The following is a 17,237-nucleotide window of genomic DNA, read 5'->3' on the forward strand; positions in this document are numbered from 1 at the left end:
ACTAAACCAACCCGACACGCCCGAAAAATACACACAATTTGGGTATTAACCCAAATTTTGGAGCAAAATGACAAAACAAAACCTGCTGGCGCGAAATTGTATCAACACCAGCAGGCAGTTAGTGGAGCTAGCGGGAATCGAACCCGCGACCTCTTCCATGCCATGGAAGCGCGCTACCAACTGCGCTATAGCCCCGAAAGCTATGTCCTACCTTCACAAGCCTGTTCGGTAGGCACCAGACAACTTTAACTAACAGTGAGCCTTTACTTCAAATCGCTCGCCTGTGCATTCCGACATACTTGTTATTCTCGCAGATAACGCGGAATCACAACCAGTTAAGCCAGGGAAGGTAGCGCCGAACCGGGAACCTCCGGTGCTCCAATATTGTGGGAGACCAGACGCCACCCTGGTTTCCGAGAATAGGGAATCACTGTAGACCAGTGGCAATTATCTAAACCCCGTAACCCCTGCCAGGCTAGGGGATCCAGCCCCAATATCTTCACCAATCCCTGCGTCAAAGCTGAGCCATGAGAAACCACCACTAAGACGCCCTCTACCTCGGCAAAATGGTCACTTACGCATTCGGCAACCCGCGACCCGACTTCACCGCGCGACTCTACACCCGCCAGGGGACATTCCCCGGTTGCCCGCCATTCTTCATAGCGTGCCGCAAAACGATCTTGCAGTTCTTTCACCGAAAGACCCTCAAAATCCCCGAATGCACGTTCACGTAGGCGCTCGTCAACCCCAAACTGAGCGCTCTCGCCACACAGATCAGCCAGAGCCTGTCCCGTATCCTGAGCGCGCCCCAAGTCAGAACACACAATCCGCTCAGGCTTAAGCTTAACTAGCTCTTCCGCGGCCGCCGCGGCCTGGGCTACCCCCGTCTGATTAAGGGGAATATCCACCTGTCCTTGTACCCGTCCTTGCAGGTTATAGTCAGTTTGACCGTGTCGCCAAAGGACAATCTTCTTCGCCATGAGTTGCCTAATCTAGCCCTACAATCAAACTCGCAGCGTCCCCACGCACCCCTTGAGCAGCTACCCGAGCCTGCTCCGCCTGGGCTGCTTCCTCCAAATCGGGCAATTCGATGCGTGGGCAGTCATTCCATAGCCGTTCCAGCCCGTAATATTCGCGCTCTTCAGCCAGGAAAATATGCACGATTACCCCCGGTAGCTCCATGAGTACCCACCGGAATTCGTCATTACCCTCAATAGTGGTCGGATCAGCGCCTGCGTCATGGCAGGCATGATCAATTTCATTCATAATCGCTCGCGCTTGGCGCGGATTATCGGCCGAACAAATCACGAAAATATCCGTAATGATAGTTTGTTCGTGAACATCAATCGCCACCACATCAGTCGCCAGTTTACTGGCGGCAGCCTGGGCAGCGATTTCAGCTAATTGATGCGGGTCAAGCTTTTCGACCAAGAAGAACTCCTATATTTGAGTAACGGTTACATTATCTACGATACCGGCTTGGAAGATATCCTGCCCCATTGTTTGAGAAATCACTGGTCGATCCATAGTAAGCACCATTCCCAAAGCAATAATCAGCAAGATAGATAGCCTAAGCACCCAACGCAAGAACGTTTGGATAAACGTTAGTGGCTCTTCCTCGCCCTCCTCGTCAGCGGATTCTTGCCACGCCCCGGCGCGAGTGTCTTCCTGCTCCGGGGCCTCAGCTTTTTTTGCTTTCCTTTTCCGCTGCCACCACCGGGTTTTCTCCTCCTGAGGAGACTCGCTTTCGGCGGAAACGGGCGAGGCATCGCTCGGTTTAGCTTCCGAGGAATCGGCTACCGGCGCTAGTGTCGGACTGTCAGCCGTAGCCGGAACCGCTAGCGGACTTGTGGCAGTAGCCGCGGGGGCTGCAGCAGCTGGGGCAACTGGCGCCGCAGCCGGTGCGGAAATAACCGGCGAGAGTGGCTGCACATTAGCTGACGACACTGCAGTCGCTCCTGGTACAGCTCCTGTACCTGACGCAGGCGCTGGCTGCACTGGCTGCGCGGGCTGTGCCGTCGGAGGGGTTACCACTGGCTGCGTAGCACCTATTGTCTGAGGCGCTGCTTCTGGCCGCGCCAAAGCAGGCTGGGGCAGCGCCACGTTAGCTTGAGCAGCAACATCGGCCCCAGCGGGAACAGCGGGAGCTGGAGAGGCGGGCTGCGCACTAGGCTGCGCGCTGGGCGCAGGAGCAGGAGCAGGAGCAGGAGCTGAAACGGGAGCGGCCTGCACCCGCGAAACTTGCGGTTGGACCTGAGTAGCAGCGGGAAAAGCTGAAACTTGACGCTGCCCTGCAGTAACGGCCGGGGGCGCCGGAGCTGGACGCACAGATGCCTGACTTCCGGTATGCCCCGCTAAGGCGAGCGAAGCGGAAGGGGCTGCAGCCGGTTTGGTTACCCCCAATTTACTCTGCGCCAAGGCCTGTTGGAATAGCTCAGCAGCGGAACCAGCTTCACCAGCGGCTATATTTAATGGAGATAAGTTAGCCGCGTTGGGCGCTAATCCCCGCGCAGAGGTTTGCGGGGGATTCTGCATGCTAGTAGCGGCCGGCACTGCCGGTACTGGCCCGGCTGGAGCCATCGGAGAAGTTACCTGTGAACGAACGTCTCTTTCCTGTCCCCTAGCCTGGGAGGAAGCAGGGGTGGAGGGCGCCGGGGCAGTATTGGCAGGCAGGTGAGCCGGCATCTGCGGAGCCCGCGCCGAAGTCGGAGCCGGAGCTGACCTAGTTTCCGCAAGATTCTTACTGGTAGCTGCAAAAGCTAAACTATCGGCGAGCGCCCGGTCGTCGGCCTTATCAGCTAGAGCGTCAATCGGACTTACTCTCACGGGCTGGGTAGTATCGGTATCAAGAACCGGCGCTGCGCCCGGAGTAGGGACAGAAAAATCTTCGCCGGCATTTGGTGGAGAATAAACCGGTTTAGTGACCCTGCTGGTGCCATCTGCAAATATACGTGAAGGTGCCTGCGGTTTCCGCTCCCCTAGATCTACCGGAGCAGAAGTTACCCCTGCCTGCGCCCTCGTCCCAGCTGCAGGAGCTTGCCGGGGAGTTTTTGATTGTGGAAGTGGCGTGACCGGGACTGCCGGCTTTTGCGGGACATCGCGAGGACGCGGTTCGGCTAGTGAGTCTCGCGGCAGAGACTGCCTCGTCCCTTGCGAAACCGGTTGTAACTCTTTGGGGATAGCCTGTGCTGCCCGCGGCGTAGCATCAGCTGGAGCTGCCGGGGCACTTGCAGGTGGTTGCCCAGATCCCGCCTGTAGATTTTGAAACGAAGCCAATAGCTCTGCCATTTTTTCGGCTTCAGTTTTTTCTTCCGCGACCTGCGTGTTTAAAACTTGTTGTTCCCGCTGCTGCTGTTGACGGGCGGCAGTACGCAAAGCTTCCTTCTCGGCATCCTCTAATTGGCGTAAACGCTCCGCAGCCTGAGCCGCTAAACGTTCCTGTTCCCGGGCGTATGCTTGAGCTTCCTCCCGTTCCTTTAATAGCCGCTGTAAATCCGCCTCTGCCTTTTCTCGCGCTTCTCGCGCAACTTTACGCATCTGTTGCTTTTCTCGATAGTCTTGTACCCAACTGCGCCCATCCTGTTCCGGGCTAAGATTGCGATGTGTTTGCTGCGTAGCTGCCAATGACTCCTGGCGTAGCTGCCAAGAAATATCCCCCTCAACCTGGCTAAATCCTTCTTGGATCTGTCCCCATTGGGACTCTTGCGAAGTCGGCTGGGCGCGATAAGTTGGACGTCGCCCTCCGGTGCGGATCTCCTCCAGGCGAGCTAACTGTTCCGCAATCGAAATCTGGCCGTACCTAGAAATCGGCGAATAGGTCTGCCCCTCAGGGCGATTCGGAAAGTCTGCTTCGCTCATTAGTGGTTATCCTCCAGATAAAGACCATATTTCGCGATGTATTGCACAACCCCATCCGGAGTCAAGTACCAGATCGGAGCCCCAGATGCCACCCGCTGACGGATGTCGGTCGAAGAAATAGCCATGGCCGGAACCTCTAACAAAGACACCCGCTCGGCAGGTAGTTTTTCGGTGTCACCCCAGCGGTGACCGGGGCGGGTTACCCCCACGAATCGCGCCAGTTGGAACAGTTCGTCCGCGTTTTTCCAATCCATGATTTTACGCAAAGCGTCCGCCCCAGTAATAAAAAACAGGTCGCAACCAGGACGTTCCCGCTTTAAATCCCGCAAGGTGTCTACCGTGTAGGTGGTTTCGCCCCGTTCAATATCCACGCGAGAAACGGTAAAACGCGGATTGGAAGCGGTAGCGATAGAGGTCATTAAGTAGCGATGCTCTGGCACTGTAACCCGCCGCCCTTTCTTAAACGGCTGGGTAGCTGTCGGCACGAAAATAACTTCATCGAGGTCGTAGCGGTGCTGCACCTCAGATGCCGCCACCAAGTGGCCATGATGAATCGGGTCGAAGGTACCACCCATGACTCCGATACGCCTGCCCGTGACGCCAATGCCTACCGCCATTAATACCCCTTCTTGCCAGCTTTGCTGCTAGACCGGTAGCTTCAATCCTACCAAAGGTGAGCGAGTCCTAATATCCTTTACCGATCTTCGTGACGGAAGTAAATATTTTGTCGACAAAACGACTATCTCGACTCGCTAGCCAGCTAGTCCGTAGAAGGATCCGTCCACAACCCCTGTTCTGCTTCTCGCCGCAAATTCTGGCGAGCTGCTTCTTTCCCATCCATCATCTGATGATATTGCTCGCGCCGCTCCTGGTTAGTACGCCGGCTAGATCCCCCTAAACGTAAATCTTGTCCGCGAGCACCCAGCAGTTCGGCACCGGCCGATTGCATAGGTTCAAAGTCGAAGATCACTCCGCCTTCCATCTCGCCGATGACCACCGTATCTCCGCTCTTAGCGCCTGATTGGAGCAGCTCTGTTTCCACCCCTAAGTTATAGAGTCGGTCTGCCAGGAAGCCGATCGCCTCATCATTGGCAAAATCAGTCTGCTTGACCCAACGTTCGGGTTTTCCTCCCCGCACCTGATAAACCAGTCCTTGCCCAGTTTTTTGCTTCGTAACCGTAAAGCTAGAATCCCCCACGGCCTGTGGTCGCAACACCTGCACCGGCTGGACTTCGCGTTCTGGCTCCGTTTTACGCAGCCGCAATACCATGTCTGCCAAGGCGAACACTAAAGCCTCCAGGCCGCGGCCGGTAACCGCGGAAACTGCATACATGGGCCAACCAAATTCGGCTAATTGTTCTGCTTGTAGTTTCGCCATCTCTGCGGCATCGGGAATGTCCATTTTATTCAGAACAATTACTCGAGGCCGCTCGCCCAAAGGCACATATCCCGAAACTTCGTCCAGGTCGCTTTCATAGGCCGCCAATTCGGCCTCTAGAGCTTCAATATCATCGATCGGGTTGCGCTCGGACTCCATATTTGCACAATCCACCACGTGCGCAATCACTGCGCACCGCTCGATATGGCGGAGGAAGTCCAGTCCCAGTCCTTTCCCCTGCGAAGCACCGGGAATCAGACCGGGGACATCTGCCACTGTGAAACGTTCGTCTCCGGCCTGCACCACCCCCAGGTTTGGTACCAAGGTAGTGAACGGATAATCCGCAATCTTCGGTTTTGCCTCGGAGATAGCTCCGATCAGGGAAGATTTACCGGAGGACGGGAACCCTACCAACCCCACATCGGCTACCGACTTTAGCTCTAGGATAAGGACACGAGACTCGCCCTCCTCACCCAAGAGTGCGAATCCGGGAGCTTTCCGCTTGCGGGTAGCCAACGCAGCGTTTCCTTTACCGCCAGTTCCCCCGCGTGCAACCTCCAAGCGTGAGCCGGCTCCTTGCAGATCCGCCAGAATCTGGCGATCTTCAGATTTGACTACCGTCCCGGGAGGAACCGGGAGTACCAGATCTTCTCCGTTCGCGCCCTCGCGATTGTCTCCCATCCCGGGAGTGCCGTTAGTGGCTTTACGATGCGGTAAATGGTGGTAATCGAGCAGGGTATGCGACTGCGGATCTACCTCTAAGAACACGCTGCCGCCGCGTCCCCCATCGCCTCCATCGGGGCCGCCCAGCGGTTTATATTTTTCGCGCCGAATACTGACACAGCCATTACCGCCATTACCGGCAGTCACATCGATTTTTACTCGATCAACAAAACTGGCCATGCTTACTCCTTAGAGGTGCGGCGGAAAAGTCACTAGCAACCGCCCTTTGGTCACTATACAAGTGTAGCGGGGTCGTAACCCGACCCCGCTACCTATAAAAGTATTTGCTTTGCTTTAAGCCGAAACTACGTTTACGACTTTACGACCGCGTTTGCGACCGAACTCAACGGATCCGGCGGCCAAAGCAAAGAGGGTGTCATCTTTGCCCATTCCCACGTTAGTCCCGGGGTGATACTTGCTTCCCCGCTGACGAACCAGGATCTCCCCGGCGTTGACGTTTTCTCCACCGTAACGCTTGATCCCCAGGTACTGCGGGTTAGAGTCACGGCCGTTAGAAGAGGAACCTAGCCCTTTCTTATGTGCCATTTTCTTTTCCTTTCTTGCCTGAGGTTAGGCGATCTTAGTGATCTTTACCTGGGTCAGCTTGGCGCGGTGGCCCATGCGGCGAGTGTATCCGGTCTTGTTCTTGAATTTCAGAATCCGAACCTTCGGTCCTTTTGTCTGTTCTAAGACCTCTGCCGTTACCTTGATTTTCTCTAGATCAGCGGCGTCGGAGGTGACTTGGTCACCGTCAACTACCATCACTGGCTGGAAATCGACGGTGTCGCCAACTTCTGCTGCCAGCTTGTCGACGACGACTACATCCCCGACGGAGACCTTTTCTTGACGGCCGCCCGCCTTGACGATCGCGTAGACCACTTTGCTGCTCATTTCCTTAGTCACGTACATTTTCTTGTGTCCGGAAAACCGAACCCCGCCGGCCTTCCAAACAACCAGCACCGACTAACCAGGGTAGTCGATACCGGCGGCAATTTTCAAACAAAATCCCTGTCCAGACAGTGTGTTATCTGCCACCGCAAGTTCAAGGAACTATTTGAACCGCCTATGCGGCAAACTGCAGGACAGTTGCCGTATGGGGTGGCTGACGGGGCTCGAACCCGCGACCTCCTGGACCACAACCAGGCGTTCTACCAACTGAACTACAGCCACCATTTATCGCATAGCGACGAATACCCACTTTATCTAAACGGCGGCTTCAGATGAAATTATTGCGACACTTGCGAGCTATGTATCCGCTCACACCTACTATCCTTGCAGGTAAGAATGGAGCTTTACCAGAAAACGCGGTTACAAATTGCGTCCGCGAAAGTACCGATCCCGTCCTCGCGAGTACGTAGATATAACGAACCGTCTACCGGGGACACTTCCATCAGGTAATAGGATCCTTTCCCATCAGGAACAATGTCAATCCGCAAGAACAGCAGATGCTGATCGTGTCCCAGGCGCTGTTTTATCATGCGATGAATCGCCGAACGTACCTTTTCTCCAAAAATCCATTCTTCGGAATTTGGCTGCCGGTTACCGGTTACTGTTTCTTGCGCCTGCACCTCAGTGGTATTGGGGTTGGTGAGCATAGCGGCCTTTTCTACCGAGTGCGATAACACCCCGTTCATATAAACCAGAGAGTATTCACCGTGCTCATCAACTTCTGATAGGTAACGCTGCACCATAACCGAACGCCCCTCTTGTAGGAGACGATTGGCGTGGGTTACTGCTGCCATTCGTGCCATACCGTTATTGGCATCATAACGCCCCATTTCCCTGCCTCCGGAAGAGACTGCCGGTTTGACTACGAACTCTCCATAAGCAGGGAATCGGGTGTGCACCTGGTGTTTATTCAGATGCTGTTCCGGTTCTAACCAGGTAGTAGGGATAACGGGAACGCCTTGTTCTTGCAGGTTAAGTAGATAGTGTTTATCGGTTGCCCACTCGGTCACATCCGCCGGATTCAACAAACGCGGAACCTGGTGCGCCCACTGCACGAATTCTTCGCGGTTGGCGGCGTAATCCCTCACGGCGCGGATTACACACACCCCCGCTTCTTCCCAATCCACGTGGGGATCATTCCAAATCGCGATCCGAGCATCGACCCCCCGCGAGTTCAATTCGTCAACTAGCCCGGCCTCGTCCTCGGATAGATCCGGATACTGCGCACAAGTTACTAAGGTAACGCGTTTTTTCGCCATATCTCCAACCCTAATTGTTCTGCTCGTAATTAGCCTAAGAAATGATCCCTATTCTTCTGAAATAACTTATCTCAATCCCACTGGACGCGATAGCGCTAAAGAAATCAGTTCTTCCATCAACTGGGAATACCCAATTCCCATATGCTCCCACAGCTTAGGATACATAGAAAATGGGGTGAACCCGGGCATGGTGTTAACTTCGTTGATTACTACCGATTCTTTTTCCGGATCGACAAAAAAGTCCACTCGCGCCAGGCCTTCACACCCGAGCGCCTCAAAGGCTTGTCCCGCTATCTGGCGTACTTGAGTAGCCAAATGCGCAGGTATTTTCGCCGGTATTTCTAAACGGACGGTATCTTCCCCGAAGTATTTGGTTTCATAGTCATAAAACACCACGTCATCATCCATAGCGATTCGTCCCGGTTCGCTGGTACGAGGACGCCCGTCTGCTCCCTGTAAAACTGCGCATTCGACCTCGAAACCGGTGAGTTCTTGCTCCACTATTACCCGCGGATCTACCGCTTGCGCCTTGGTGATCGCCGCTTCCAGGTCGCCAGCAGCGCTAACCTTGGTGATCCCCAGGGAAGAGCCAGCCCGTGCCGGCTTGACAAAAACCGGCAGTCCCAGGTTCTCTATACGTCCCATTGCCTCAAAACGGTCATGCTTCCACTGCCTTGCGGTCACGGTTTCCCATTTGCCTGCTGGTAGCCCTGCCTGGTGTAACAATACTTTCGTAGTGGGTTTATCCATAGCGGCTGCCGATGCCAACACTCCGCAACCCACATACGGCAGGTGCATCATTTCTAGCAGTCCCTGTATCGTTCCATCCTCACCGAAAGGTCCATGCAGCAGCGGGAACACTACGTCAAAACTGCCTAGATCACTTAGGGAGAACTCTGACCCCAGTTGGGTGGGCAGACTCACCACGTGCCCACCTCCGGGGGATAGGAATAACTGGCGATTGGCGGCAGGAACTTCCGCTACGCCGGTATCAGATAGCTGAAACTGGTCGGAGCTAAAATCTACCGGCACCCACTGACCTTGCGGGGTAATCCCTACGGTAACTACCTCGAAACGGTCGTGGTCGATGGCTTCTACTACCCCGGCAGCAGTCGCACAAGAAATCCCATGCTCCCCAGATTCTCCCCCGAACAGCACCAATACCCGAGGTTTACTTTGATTATTTTGCGTCACTCTCTGTCCTCTCTATACCATTCGCGCACTGGGTCCATCAGTTACCCGCGGCCCGGCACTCAAAGATACTAACGCTTCTTCTAAGCTTTGTTTCCCGCTAATCACCCGATAGGCAGCCGAGTTGATCGGCATTGACACTCCATGTTTATGCGCCAAATCGCGCACTACCGGGCAAGATCGTGCCCCCTCAACCGTACCGGCCGAGGCCTCTAACGCTTCGGCAACGCTCATCCCCTTTCCCAGGCGATAACCAAAGGAAAAGTTTCGTGACGAGGACGATGAACAGGTAGCTACCAGGTCGCCGAGCCCAGCCAGTCCCAGGAAAGTCTCTGACTTCGCGCCCATCGCTACCCCCAGTCGCACCATTTCGGCCAGGCCGCGAGTAATCAGGAAAGAGCGGGAATTAACCCCTAATCCGAGGCCGTCAGCCGCTCCCACTGCCATGGCGATAACGTTTTTTACCACTCCCCCGATTTCTACGCCTACTATGTCTTCAGCCACGTAGGGGCGGAAATAATGGGTGTGGATCCGCGATGCTACTAGCCCGGCGCGCCAGGAGTCTTCCCCCGCAACCGCTGCTCCTGTCGGTTCGTGATGGGCGATCTCACCGGACAGGTTCGGCCCGGACACCGCCACTATTCGGGACGGGTGAATCTTGCCCGCCTGCGCGATTACTTCGGTCATCGTTTGCAAAGTGCCAGCTTCTAGCCCTTTTACCAGGGAAATTACGGTGGCGTTTAGAGGGAGGAAGCCACGAACCTGTTGCAGTAAAGTACGGACTCCATTAGAGGGGATGGACACCACTACCATTCCGGCGCCCTCACATACCCATTGCAAGTCGCTGGATGCTTTAATACCATGCAAAGCTGTCCCGGGCACGTAGCGGGGATTCTCCCCCTCGTTGATTTGGGCGGCTAGCTCTGGTCGCCGTGCCCAGATCCGTACTTCGTTACCGGCATCCGCTAAAATCTGTGCAAACACTGTTCCCCAGGCACCTGCGCCCAGCACGGCGACTGTGCGAGCCGAGGAGGTCGCCATTATTAGCTATCCTCCTGCGTTGAAGGGTTGGTACTCTTAGATACACTTTCTAAATAGGGGTCGAGTTCTCCGAGGCTACGCGCGGTTACCAGCTTTCCCGGATGATCTGCTCGCCATGCTTTAGCAGCTACCCCTAACTGTTTCTTAGAAGGCAGCTGGGCAGATTTGCGATCTAGAGGACGGTGCGGCATTTTTGTTCCCCGGATCTGTTCCAGGCCGCGACAAATCACCTCTTCGATCCTCTCTGTTGCTTGATACCAAGCTTCGGGTTCTTCAGCCCGGTCATACAGATCCGATAGGTCTACTGCAGGCAAGGCCTTCACCCAGACATCCTTTTTTCCCTTCAGGTTTGGACGGCGAGCGTAACGATCGAGGACGTCTTGCGCCCCCCATTGCACCACTGGCACTAGCGGAACCCGGGCATGCAGCACCATCCGCACTGCCCCAGTTTTCATGCGCATCGGCCAAAAGTCGGGGTCACGGGTAAGGGTGCCCTCTCCATAAACCGTGATACATTCTCCGGCTTGCAATCCTTTGATGGCGGCAGACAGCGCATCCCGAGAATGGCTTGATTCTCGATAAACCGGGATTTGTCCACAAGAACGCATTATCGAACCCAGAATGGGCACTCTGAACAGCTCTTCTTTACAAAGGATCCGGATCGGATACCCGGCACTAGTCATAAAGTGCATCATGGTCATGGAGTCGAACTCGGAAATATGGTTGCCTACCGCTACAAACCCGCCTTCTTTGGGCAAGTTTTCCTGCCCCTCCCAATGCCGGCGAGTAACTGCCCCTACCGGGATACGCGCCACGCGCACACAAAACTTATAGAAGCGCGAAAACTGTCCGGCCATATTTACCCCTTATTTTTCCAGCTTGACTTGTGCACCTAATGCGCCCAGTTTAGTAAGGAAATGCTCGTATCCGCGGCTAATCATATCGATTCCCCGCACCGTAGATTTTCCTTCAGCCGCCAGAGCCGCGATCAGATGGGAGAATCCTCCCCGCAGATCAGGGATGGTAATATCAGCGCCATGCAGCGGGGTCGGCCCCGAAATCGCCGCCGAATGGTAATAGTTTCTTTGCCCGAAACGGCAGGCTAACCCGGTTAGGCACTCCCTATACAGCTGAATTTGGGCTCCCATTTTATTTAGAGCCTTAGTGAAACCAAACCGCTGCTCATAGACGGTTTCATGTACAATTGAGAGGCCTTGCGCCTGGGTGAGAGCGACCACCATGGGTTGTTGCCAGTCAGTCATGAAGCCGGGATGCACATTGGTTTCTAGCACAATCGGCTTTAGTTCTCCTCCTGGATGGTAGAAGCGTATCCCGTCAGGTTCCACCGAGAACGCGCCCCCCACCTTACGGAACATGTTCAGGAAAGTGATCATTTCTGGTTGAGAGGCGCCCTCGACAAAAATGTCTCCATGAGTGGCCAACGCCGCAGACCCCCAAGAGGCTGCTTCAATCCGATCTGCCAGGGCGGTGTGGGTGAATCCTTCCAGATTTTCTACCCCTTCGATCTGGATAGTGCGATCAGTATCTACGCTGATAATCGCGCCCATTTTTTGTAGCACATTGATCAGATCCATGATTTCCGGTTCAATGGCGGCGCCTCGCAGTTCCGTGATCCCTTCGGCTTGGACTCCTGCCAGCAGGGTCTGTTCAGTTGCTCCGACTGAAGGATAGGGCAGTTCAATAACCGCTCCCTGTAGACCCTGGGGAGCCGCGATATGGATCCCCGATTCCAGTTTGTCTACCTGGGCGCCGAAAGAGCGCAAAATCGACAGGTGGAAATCGATCGGACGATCACCAATCACGCATCCCCCCAGATCCGGGATGATGGCTTCTCCGAGGCGGTGCAATAGCGGTCCGCAAAATAGAATCGGGATTCGAGACGATCCCGCCAAGGTATCGATACTTGCTACCTGGGCAGCCTCTACATTAGAGGGGTCGATAAGCAGCTGGCCACTGCCGGAGTCGTAATCGGTTTTCACTCCATGCAGTTCCAGTAAACCGCAGACGATATCTACATCCCGAATTAGGGGAACATTTTTCAAAATAGAAGGGGTAGTGCCTAGCAGCGCCGCCACCATCGCTTTGGGGACAAAATTCTTTGCCCCGCGTACCTTAATACGGCCTGTCAGCGGATGTCCGCCTTGCACTTCTAGAACCGGTTCCACCTGTTATTTCCCTTTCCGCTTTCCTCAATATGCCTAGTGTACCCGCCTTGGCAGTTGCAGGTAGTCACCTGGCAGTAATTGCGCTTTTGGCGAGGGGATTCACAGCAACTGTCGGATAGCGAACAGGATTAGCAGGTGAAAGTTCTTTCGGTGGCTACTGGGCGTTTTAGCCGGATAGCAGCACGCAACTATGGCTGGTTAAACTCGGGTATTCTCAGGGGCACTTCGCGCGCAGAAACTACCTCTCGAGGGGGTAAATGTTTCGCCGGCAGGGTGCAGGGATAAAACTTAGGCCGCGCCGTTTCGAAAGCAGTAATGGCGTCCTCATCTCGCAAGGTGAGATCAATATCGTCAAGCCCTTCCATCAGGCGCCAGCGGGTATAGCTATCTATTTGGAAACTGCAGAAAAAAGCCCCGCAAGTAACGCTCTGTTCCGCTAAGTCGACGGTAACAGTGCTCCCCGGTTCTTCCTCTAGCAATTTCCACAAAGTCTGGCAGTCTTCCAGGCTAATAACCCCGGCCACCATGCCATCTTTTTCGCAGTTTCCCCGAAAAATATCGGCAAACTTGGGAGCTAAAACCACTTTGAATCCATAGTCCCGTAGCGCCCACACTGCGTGTTCTCGACTGGAGCCGGTACCAAAGTCGGGGCCAGCAACCAAAATAGATGCCTCCCGGAAGGGAGCTAGGTTTAGCACGAAGTCTTTATCTTGCCGCCAGGCCGCGAAAAGACCGTCCTCGAACCCCGTTTTGGTCACCCGTTTTAAGTAAACGGCAGGAATTATCTGATCGGTATCAACATTCGAACGGCGCAACGGGGCAGCAATACCAGTATGGGAGATAAATTTTTCCATCATTTAGTCCTCTTTCCTGGTGGTTACTTCTGGTAGATCTCGCGGACTTGATAAATGCCCGGTCACCGCAGTGGCGGCCGCGATCGCCGGGGAAACCAAATGGGTACGTGAGTTCTTACCTTGCCGGCCTTCAAAGTTTCGGTTCGAGGTAGAAGCCGAACGCTCGCCCTCTCCCAGCTTATCCGGATTCATTCCTAGACACATGGAGCAGCCAGCGTTACGCCACTCGGCCCCGAAGCTGGTGAAGATTCTATCTAATCCTTCGGCTTCGGCCTGCAGTCGCACCCGCGCAGATCCCGGTACCACTAGTACTCGCACGTCCTCAGCTTTCTTACGTCCTCGCCAAACCTTAGCTACGGTGCGTAAATCTTCGATTCTTCCATTGGTACACGAGCCAATAAAAACCGTGTCCACTTTAATATCACGCATCGGGGTACCCGGGGTTAGAGCCATATATTCTAGGGACCGCCGGGCAGCATCTTGCTCACTATCGGTGCGCAGCTGCTCGGGATCAGGTACTTGCCCGCTCAGCGGCACCCCTTGCCCAGGATTGGTGCCCCAGGTTACGAAAGGCTCGATACTTTCGGCGGGAATCGTAACTTCCCGGTCAAAGTGGGCATCTGGATCAGTACGCAAACTCTGCCAATAGCGGGTAGCGGTTTCCCACTGCTCACCGCTAGGGGCATGAGGACGCCCTTTAATATAGTCAAAAGTGGTCTGGTCAGGGGCAATCATTCCTGCGCGCGCCCCCGCCTCAATCGACATATTACAGATGGTCATCCTCCCTTCCATAGAGAGGTTTTCGATGGCCTCACCGCGATATTCAATCACGTAGCCCTGCCCGCCTCCGGTGCCGATCTTGGCGATGATCGCCAAGATAATATCTTTCGCATAAACTCCGGGAGCTAGCTTCCCGGGAATGTTAACCGCCATAGTTTTAAAAGGTTTAAGCGGCAAAGTTTGGGTAGCTAAGACCTGCTCCACCTGGGAAGTGCCTATCCCAAAAGCTAACGCCCCGAAAGCTCCGTGGGTGGAAGTGTGGGAGTCTCCGCAAACAATTGTCATCCCCGGTTGCGTAAGTCCCAGCTGGGGGCCAACTACATGCACGATGCCTTGGTCGGCGTCCCCCAGGGAGTGAAGCCGGATTCCGAACTCTTTAGCATTTTCCCGCAAGGTACGAATCTGAGTAGCGGAGGTTTGATCTTTAATCGGTAGATCAATATCCACGGTGGGGGTGTTGTGATCCTCGGTGGCGATAGTCAGGTCGGGGCGACGTACTTTTCGCCCCGCCATTCGCAACCCGGCAAAGGCTTGCGGGCTGGTCACCTCATGGCAGAGATGGAGGTCAATATATAGCAGGTCGGGCGCCCCATTTTCGCCGTGTTTAACCACGTGAGCAGCCCAAACTTTTTCCGCTAAGGTCTTAGCCATGTATGCCTCCTCGATCTCGTCCCGATGGATTTGTAATGTCTTTTCGAAAGTGTAGTTGGAATTCCACGCTGTAAGATGGCAATATCAATACATGGACAATAAAAGTGAAGGCAGTGGGGTCGGGGTTCTCGACAAGGCCACTCTCGTCCTAAGCGCCCTAGAAGCAGGGCCTGGCACCTTGGCTCAGCTGGTGAACAGTACTGGTCTGGCGCGTCCGACGGCACACCGTCTAGCGGTCGCGTTGGAGTATCACCGTTTCGTAGCCCGAGATGTACATGGCCGTTTTATTTTAGGCCCGCGAATTGGGGAACTAGCGTCGGCAGCTGGGGAAGATCGTCTCCTAGCTTCAGCTCGCCCAATTTTGAAAGCGCTTTGCGATCACACTCAAGAATCGACGCAAATGTATCGCCGCCAAGGAGATCAGCGAATTGTGGTCGCTAGCTGCGAGTCTCCTCTGGGGTTGCGTGACTCGACTCCCACCGGTTCGGCACTGTCCATGAAGGCGGGTTCCGCTGCGCAAATTCTACTAGCCTGGGAGGAACCTGACCGCTTGCATCGCGGCCTTCAAGGAGCCTCTTTCACGGCCACCCAACTGTCGGTAGTCCGCCGCAGGGGCTGGGCGCAATCTATCGGAGAACGCGAACCCGGATTGGCCTCCGTTTCTGCGCCAGTACGGCTAGCCTCGGGAAAAGTGGTGGCGGCTTTGAGTGTTTCTGGTCCCATTGATCGCATGGGACGCCAGCCCGGCAGGATTCACGGCCCGGCGGTGGTGGCTGCTGCCAGTAGGCTCTCGGATTTTATGCGCCGCGCAGAAGGGATTATGGCAGCAAAGAAACAAGCGAAGGGCAACTAGCTTTATTTTTCCCGAGGGCGTGCCCGCCCTCTCGATCCGGTCGGGTCTAGAGGATGCGGATTTCCTCGGTACTATCGCACATGGGGGGCATACCGATTCTATTAGGGATCGCCCTGTTTGCTTTTATTTATTTGCAGCGTGAAGCTACTTTTTTCGGCGGTACTCTATTGCCTGCTCATAGGCCGCCAGCGTTGCCTGGAGGCACCGTTCCCAGGAGACTGGGCTAGGCTGCCGCTTGCAGTTGTCGCGCAGATTCTTCAGCTTTCCATTTAAGAGGGCGGCGGCGGTTTTTTCCGCTAGTTTCTGGTCAGTGTCAGCGGTAATACCGGTGACGCCCTCGGTAATAAAGTCGGTTATGGGGCTTTGTGACCGCACGATTACCGGTAACCCGCTAGCTCGCGCTTCCGCGGCCGCGATCCCAAAGCTTTCATGCAGGCATAAGGTTATAAAAAAGTCAGCATGGCGGTAAGCGGTTAACAGACCAGAGGGATCCTGCCTACCTGGTAGGATAACTTGTCCCTGGCTAACTTGCCGCTGCTGACGCAGCAGGGGTTGCAGCGTCCCTTCCCCAAAAATTTTTAGCTGCAAATTTCCTTGACTACCCAGGATTCGGTTTACTCTTTCGGTAAATTTAATAAGCGCCAGTGGTCGTTTGCGGGGCATTAAACGGATAGCACTGACTGCGTGAAAAGTGTTATTAGCGGGAACCTCTAAATTTGGGTCATTAGCTGTTATCGGCGAGCCTGGTCTATCTATATTTTCGTGCCCGGACGCAGATCCCAAGGCAGGTGCTGGCGATGACCAATAGTCGGTATCGACCCCGTTTGGGGTTATCGGCCAAGACTGCCGATTTTGGGGCGCTAGTAACTGGTTAATTTGGGAGTTCATTAGCGAGGAAACTCCAGAGAACAGGACTCCAGCCTCTACCCACCGGTTGAAGAAACCGCTGTTGCGCATTAACGGAGCCCAAGCGGCCAGTTCGCAGTGGAAGGTAACTAAGGTTGGAATCTGGCTTCCGGCCGCAATTTGCAGAGCCAAGTGTGCAAATGGCGACAAGACTCCCACATGTACATGCAAGAGATCGAAGCGGGGAAAAATAGCCCGAAATAGAGGGGCAGCAAAGGGATTCATAGGTGTAAACCCAAGGGTGGGCATGCCTAAACGATGCACCGGAATGTTATCTTCTATACGACGCCCGACGAAGGATCCGTTTCGGGTGGCAGTGATTACTTCTGGTAAATGTCCAGCTCCTTTCAGGCGCTGCGCTAAATTGTAGGTTTGAGTTTCAATTCCCCCCATATGTGGCGGGTAGCAGTCTGTAACTATCCCGATACGCATGCCTTTATCCTACCTATAGTTATCGCCTCGTTTACGACCAGTCTTGACCACGCCTAGCTACCAACGGTCTGCAAAAAGTTCTACATATAGTTAGGAGGCCAAGCCCATCTAGGGCTTGGCCTCCTTTTTAAAATGGTTGTGGTGGTTTCTTACTCTCCCGCGCTCGTTGGGGCGTAG

The 17,237-nt window shown here is 54.7% G+C and carries 16 protein-coding genes and 2 tRNA genes; 1 reads left to right on the forward strand and 17 read right to left on the reverse strand.

Going from position 1 to position 17,237, the window contains the following annotated elements; genetic code table 11:
- Positions 1-122 precede the first annotated feature (122 nt).
- From L0M99_RS09430 to leuC, 16 genes are all read right to left on the reverse strand, one after another.
- Positions 123-195: transfer RNA gene (locus tag L0M99_RS09430), tRNA-Ala, on the reverse strand.
- A gap of 140 nt (positions 196-335) precedes the next feature.
- A complete protein-coding gene (locus L0M99_RS09435; RefSeq protein WP_238128430.1) occupies positions 336-980 on the reverse strand; it encodes a histidine phosphatase family protein in 645 nt (214 codons plus the stop codon).
- A gap of 7 nt (positions 981-987) precedes the next feature.
- Positions 988-1,431, reverse strand: coding sequence for a ribosome silencing factor (gene rsfS, locus L0M99_RS09440; protein ID WP_024058203.1), 444 nt, complete (start codon positions 1,429-1,431; stop codon positions 988-990).
- A gap of 9 nt (positions 1,432-1,440) precedes the next feature.
- Positions 1,441-3,858, reverse strand: a complete 2,418-nt coding sequence (locus L0M99_RS09445) for a hypothetical protein (protein WP_238128431.1) — start codon at positions 3,856-3,858, stop codon at positions 1,441-1,443.
- A complete protein-coding gene (nadD, locus tag L0M99_RS09450) occupies positions 3,858-4,475 on the reverse strand; it encodes a nicotinate-nucleotide adenylyltransferase (protein WP_024058201.1) in 618 nt (205 codons plus the stop codon). The genes L0M99_RS09445 and nadD overlap by 1 nt, the downstream gene beginning before the upstream one ends.
- Positions 4,476-4,618: 143 nt before the next feature.
- Positions 4,619-6,139: a GTPase ObgE gene (obgE, locus tag L0M99_RS09455; protein WP_238128432.1), complete on the reverse strand. Its 1,521-nt coding sequence runs from the start codon at positions 6,137-6,139 to the stop codon at positions 4,619-4,621.
- 114 nt (positions 6,140-6,253) lie between these two features.
- The gene (gene rpmA / locus L0M99_RS09460) at positions 6,254-6,505 is read right to left on the reverse strand and encodes a 50S ribosomal protein L27 (protein ID WP_024058199.1); all 252 of its coding nucleotides are present in this window, start codon (positions 6,503-6,505) and stop codon (positions 6,254-6,256) included.
- A gap of 24 nt (positions 6,506-6,529) precedes the next feature.
- The gene (gene rplU, locus L0M99_RS09465) at positions 6,530-6,850 is read right to left on the reverse strand and encodes a 50S ribosomal protein L21 (protein ID WP_038109296.1); all 321 of its coding nucleotides are present in this window, start codon (positions 6,848-6,850) and stop codon (positions 6,530-6,532) included.
- Positions 6,851-7,053: 203 nt separating this feature from the next.
- Positions 7,054-7,129, reverse strand: a tRNA-His gene (locus L0M99_RS09470).
- 122 nt (positions 7,130-7,251) lie between these two features.
- Positions 7,252-8,166 carry an ATP-grasp domain-containing protein gene (locus L0M99_RS09475; RefSeq protein ID WP_024058197.1) on the reverse strand — a complete coding sequence of 305 codons (915 nt, stop codon included), beginning with the start codon at positions 8,164-8,166 and terminating at the stop codon, positions 7,252-7,254.
- A gap of 66 nt (positions 8,167-8,232) precedes the next feature.
- Positions 8,233-9,360, reverse strand: coding sequence for a D-alanine--D-alanine ligase family protein (locus L0M99_RS09480; protein WP_238128433.1), 1,128 nt, complete (start codon positions 9,358-9,360; stop codon positions 8,233-8,235).
- Between the two features lie 12 nt (positions 9,361-9,372).
- Positions 9,373-10,398 carry an NAD(P)H-dependent glycerol-3-phosphate dehydrogenase gene (locus tag L0M99_RS09485; RefSeq protein ID WP_024058195.1) on the reverse strand — a complete coding sequence of 342 codons (1,026 nt, stop codon included), beginning with the start codon at positions 10,396-10,398 and terminating at the stop codon, positions 9,373-9,375.
- Between the two features lie 2 nt (positions 10,399-10,400).
- On the reverse strand, positions 10,401-11,255 hold the full coding sequence (locus L0M99_RS09490; RefSeq protein ID WP_024058194.1) for a lysophospholipid acyltransferase family protein: 855 nt from the start codon (positions 11,253-11,255) through the stop codon (positions 10,401-10,403).
- A 9-nt stretch (positions 11,256-11,264) separates the two neighbouring features.
- The gene (gene murA, locus L0M99_RS09495; RefSeq protein ID WP_238128434.1) at positions 11,265-12,584 is read right to left on the reverse strand and encodes a UDP-N-acetylglucosamine 1-carboxyvinyltransferase; all 1,320 of its coding nucleotides are present in this window, start codon (positions 12,582-12,584) and stop codon (positions 11,265-11,267) included.
- A gap of 188 nt (positions 12,585-12,772) precedes the next feature.
- Complete coding sequence (gene leuD, locus L0M99_RS09500) at positions 12,773-13,438, reverse strand: 3-isopropylmalate dehydratase small subunit (protein WP_038109291.1); 666 nt, start codon at positions 13,436-13,438, stop codon at positions 12,773-12,775.
- 3 nt (positions 13,439-13,441) lie between these two features.
- Complete coding sequence (gene leuC, locus L0M99_RS09505) at positions 13,442-14,869, reverse strand: 3-isopropylmalate dehydratase large subunit (RefSeq protein ID WP_024058191.1); 1,428 nt, start codon at positions 14,867-14,869, stop codon at positions 13,442-13,444.
- 91 nt (positions 14,870-14,960) lie between these two features.
- Between leuC and L0M99_RS09510 the strand changes: the two genes are divergently transcribed.
- Positions 14,961-15,722, forward strand: a complete 762-nt coding sequence (locus tag L0M99_RS09510; RefSeq protein WP_024058190.1) for an IclR family transcriptional regulator — start codon at positions 14,961-14,963, stop codon at positions 15,720-15,722.
- A gap of 144 nt (positions 15,723-15,866) precedes the next feature.
- On the opposite strand, the gene L0M99_RS09515 is transcribed toward L0M99_RS09510, so the two are convergent.
- On the reverse strand, positions 15,867-17,060 hold the full coding sequence (locus tag L0M99_RS09515) for a glycosyltransferase family 4 protein (RefSeq protein ID WP_024058189.1): 1,194 nt from the start codon (positions 17,058-17,060) through the stop codon (positions 15,867-15,869).
- Positions 17,061-17,237: the final 177 nt, after the last annotated feature.

The sequence above is a fragment of the Varibaculum cambriense genome (genome assembly GCF_022133705.1).
GTDB lineage: Bacteria > Actinomycetota > Actinomycetes > Actinomycetales > Actinomycetaceae > Varibaculum > Varibaculum cambriense_A.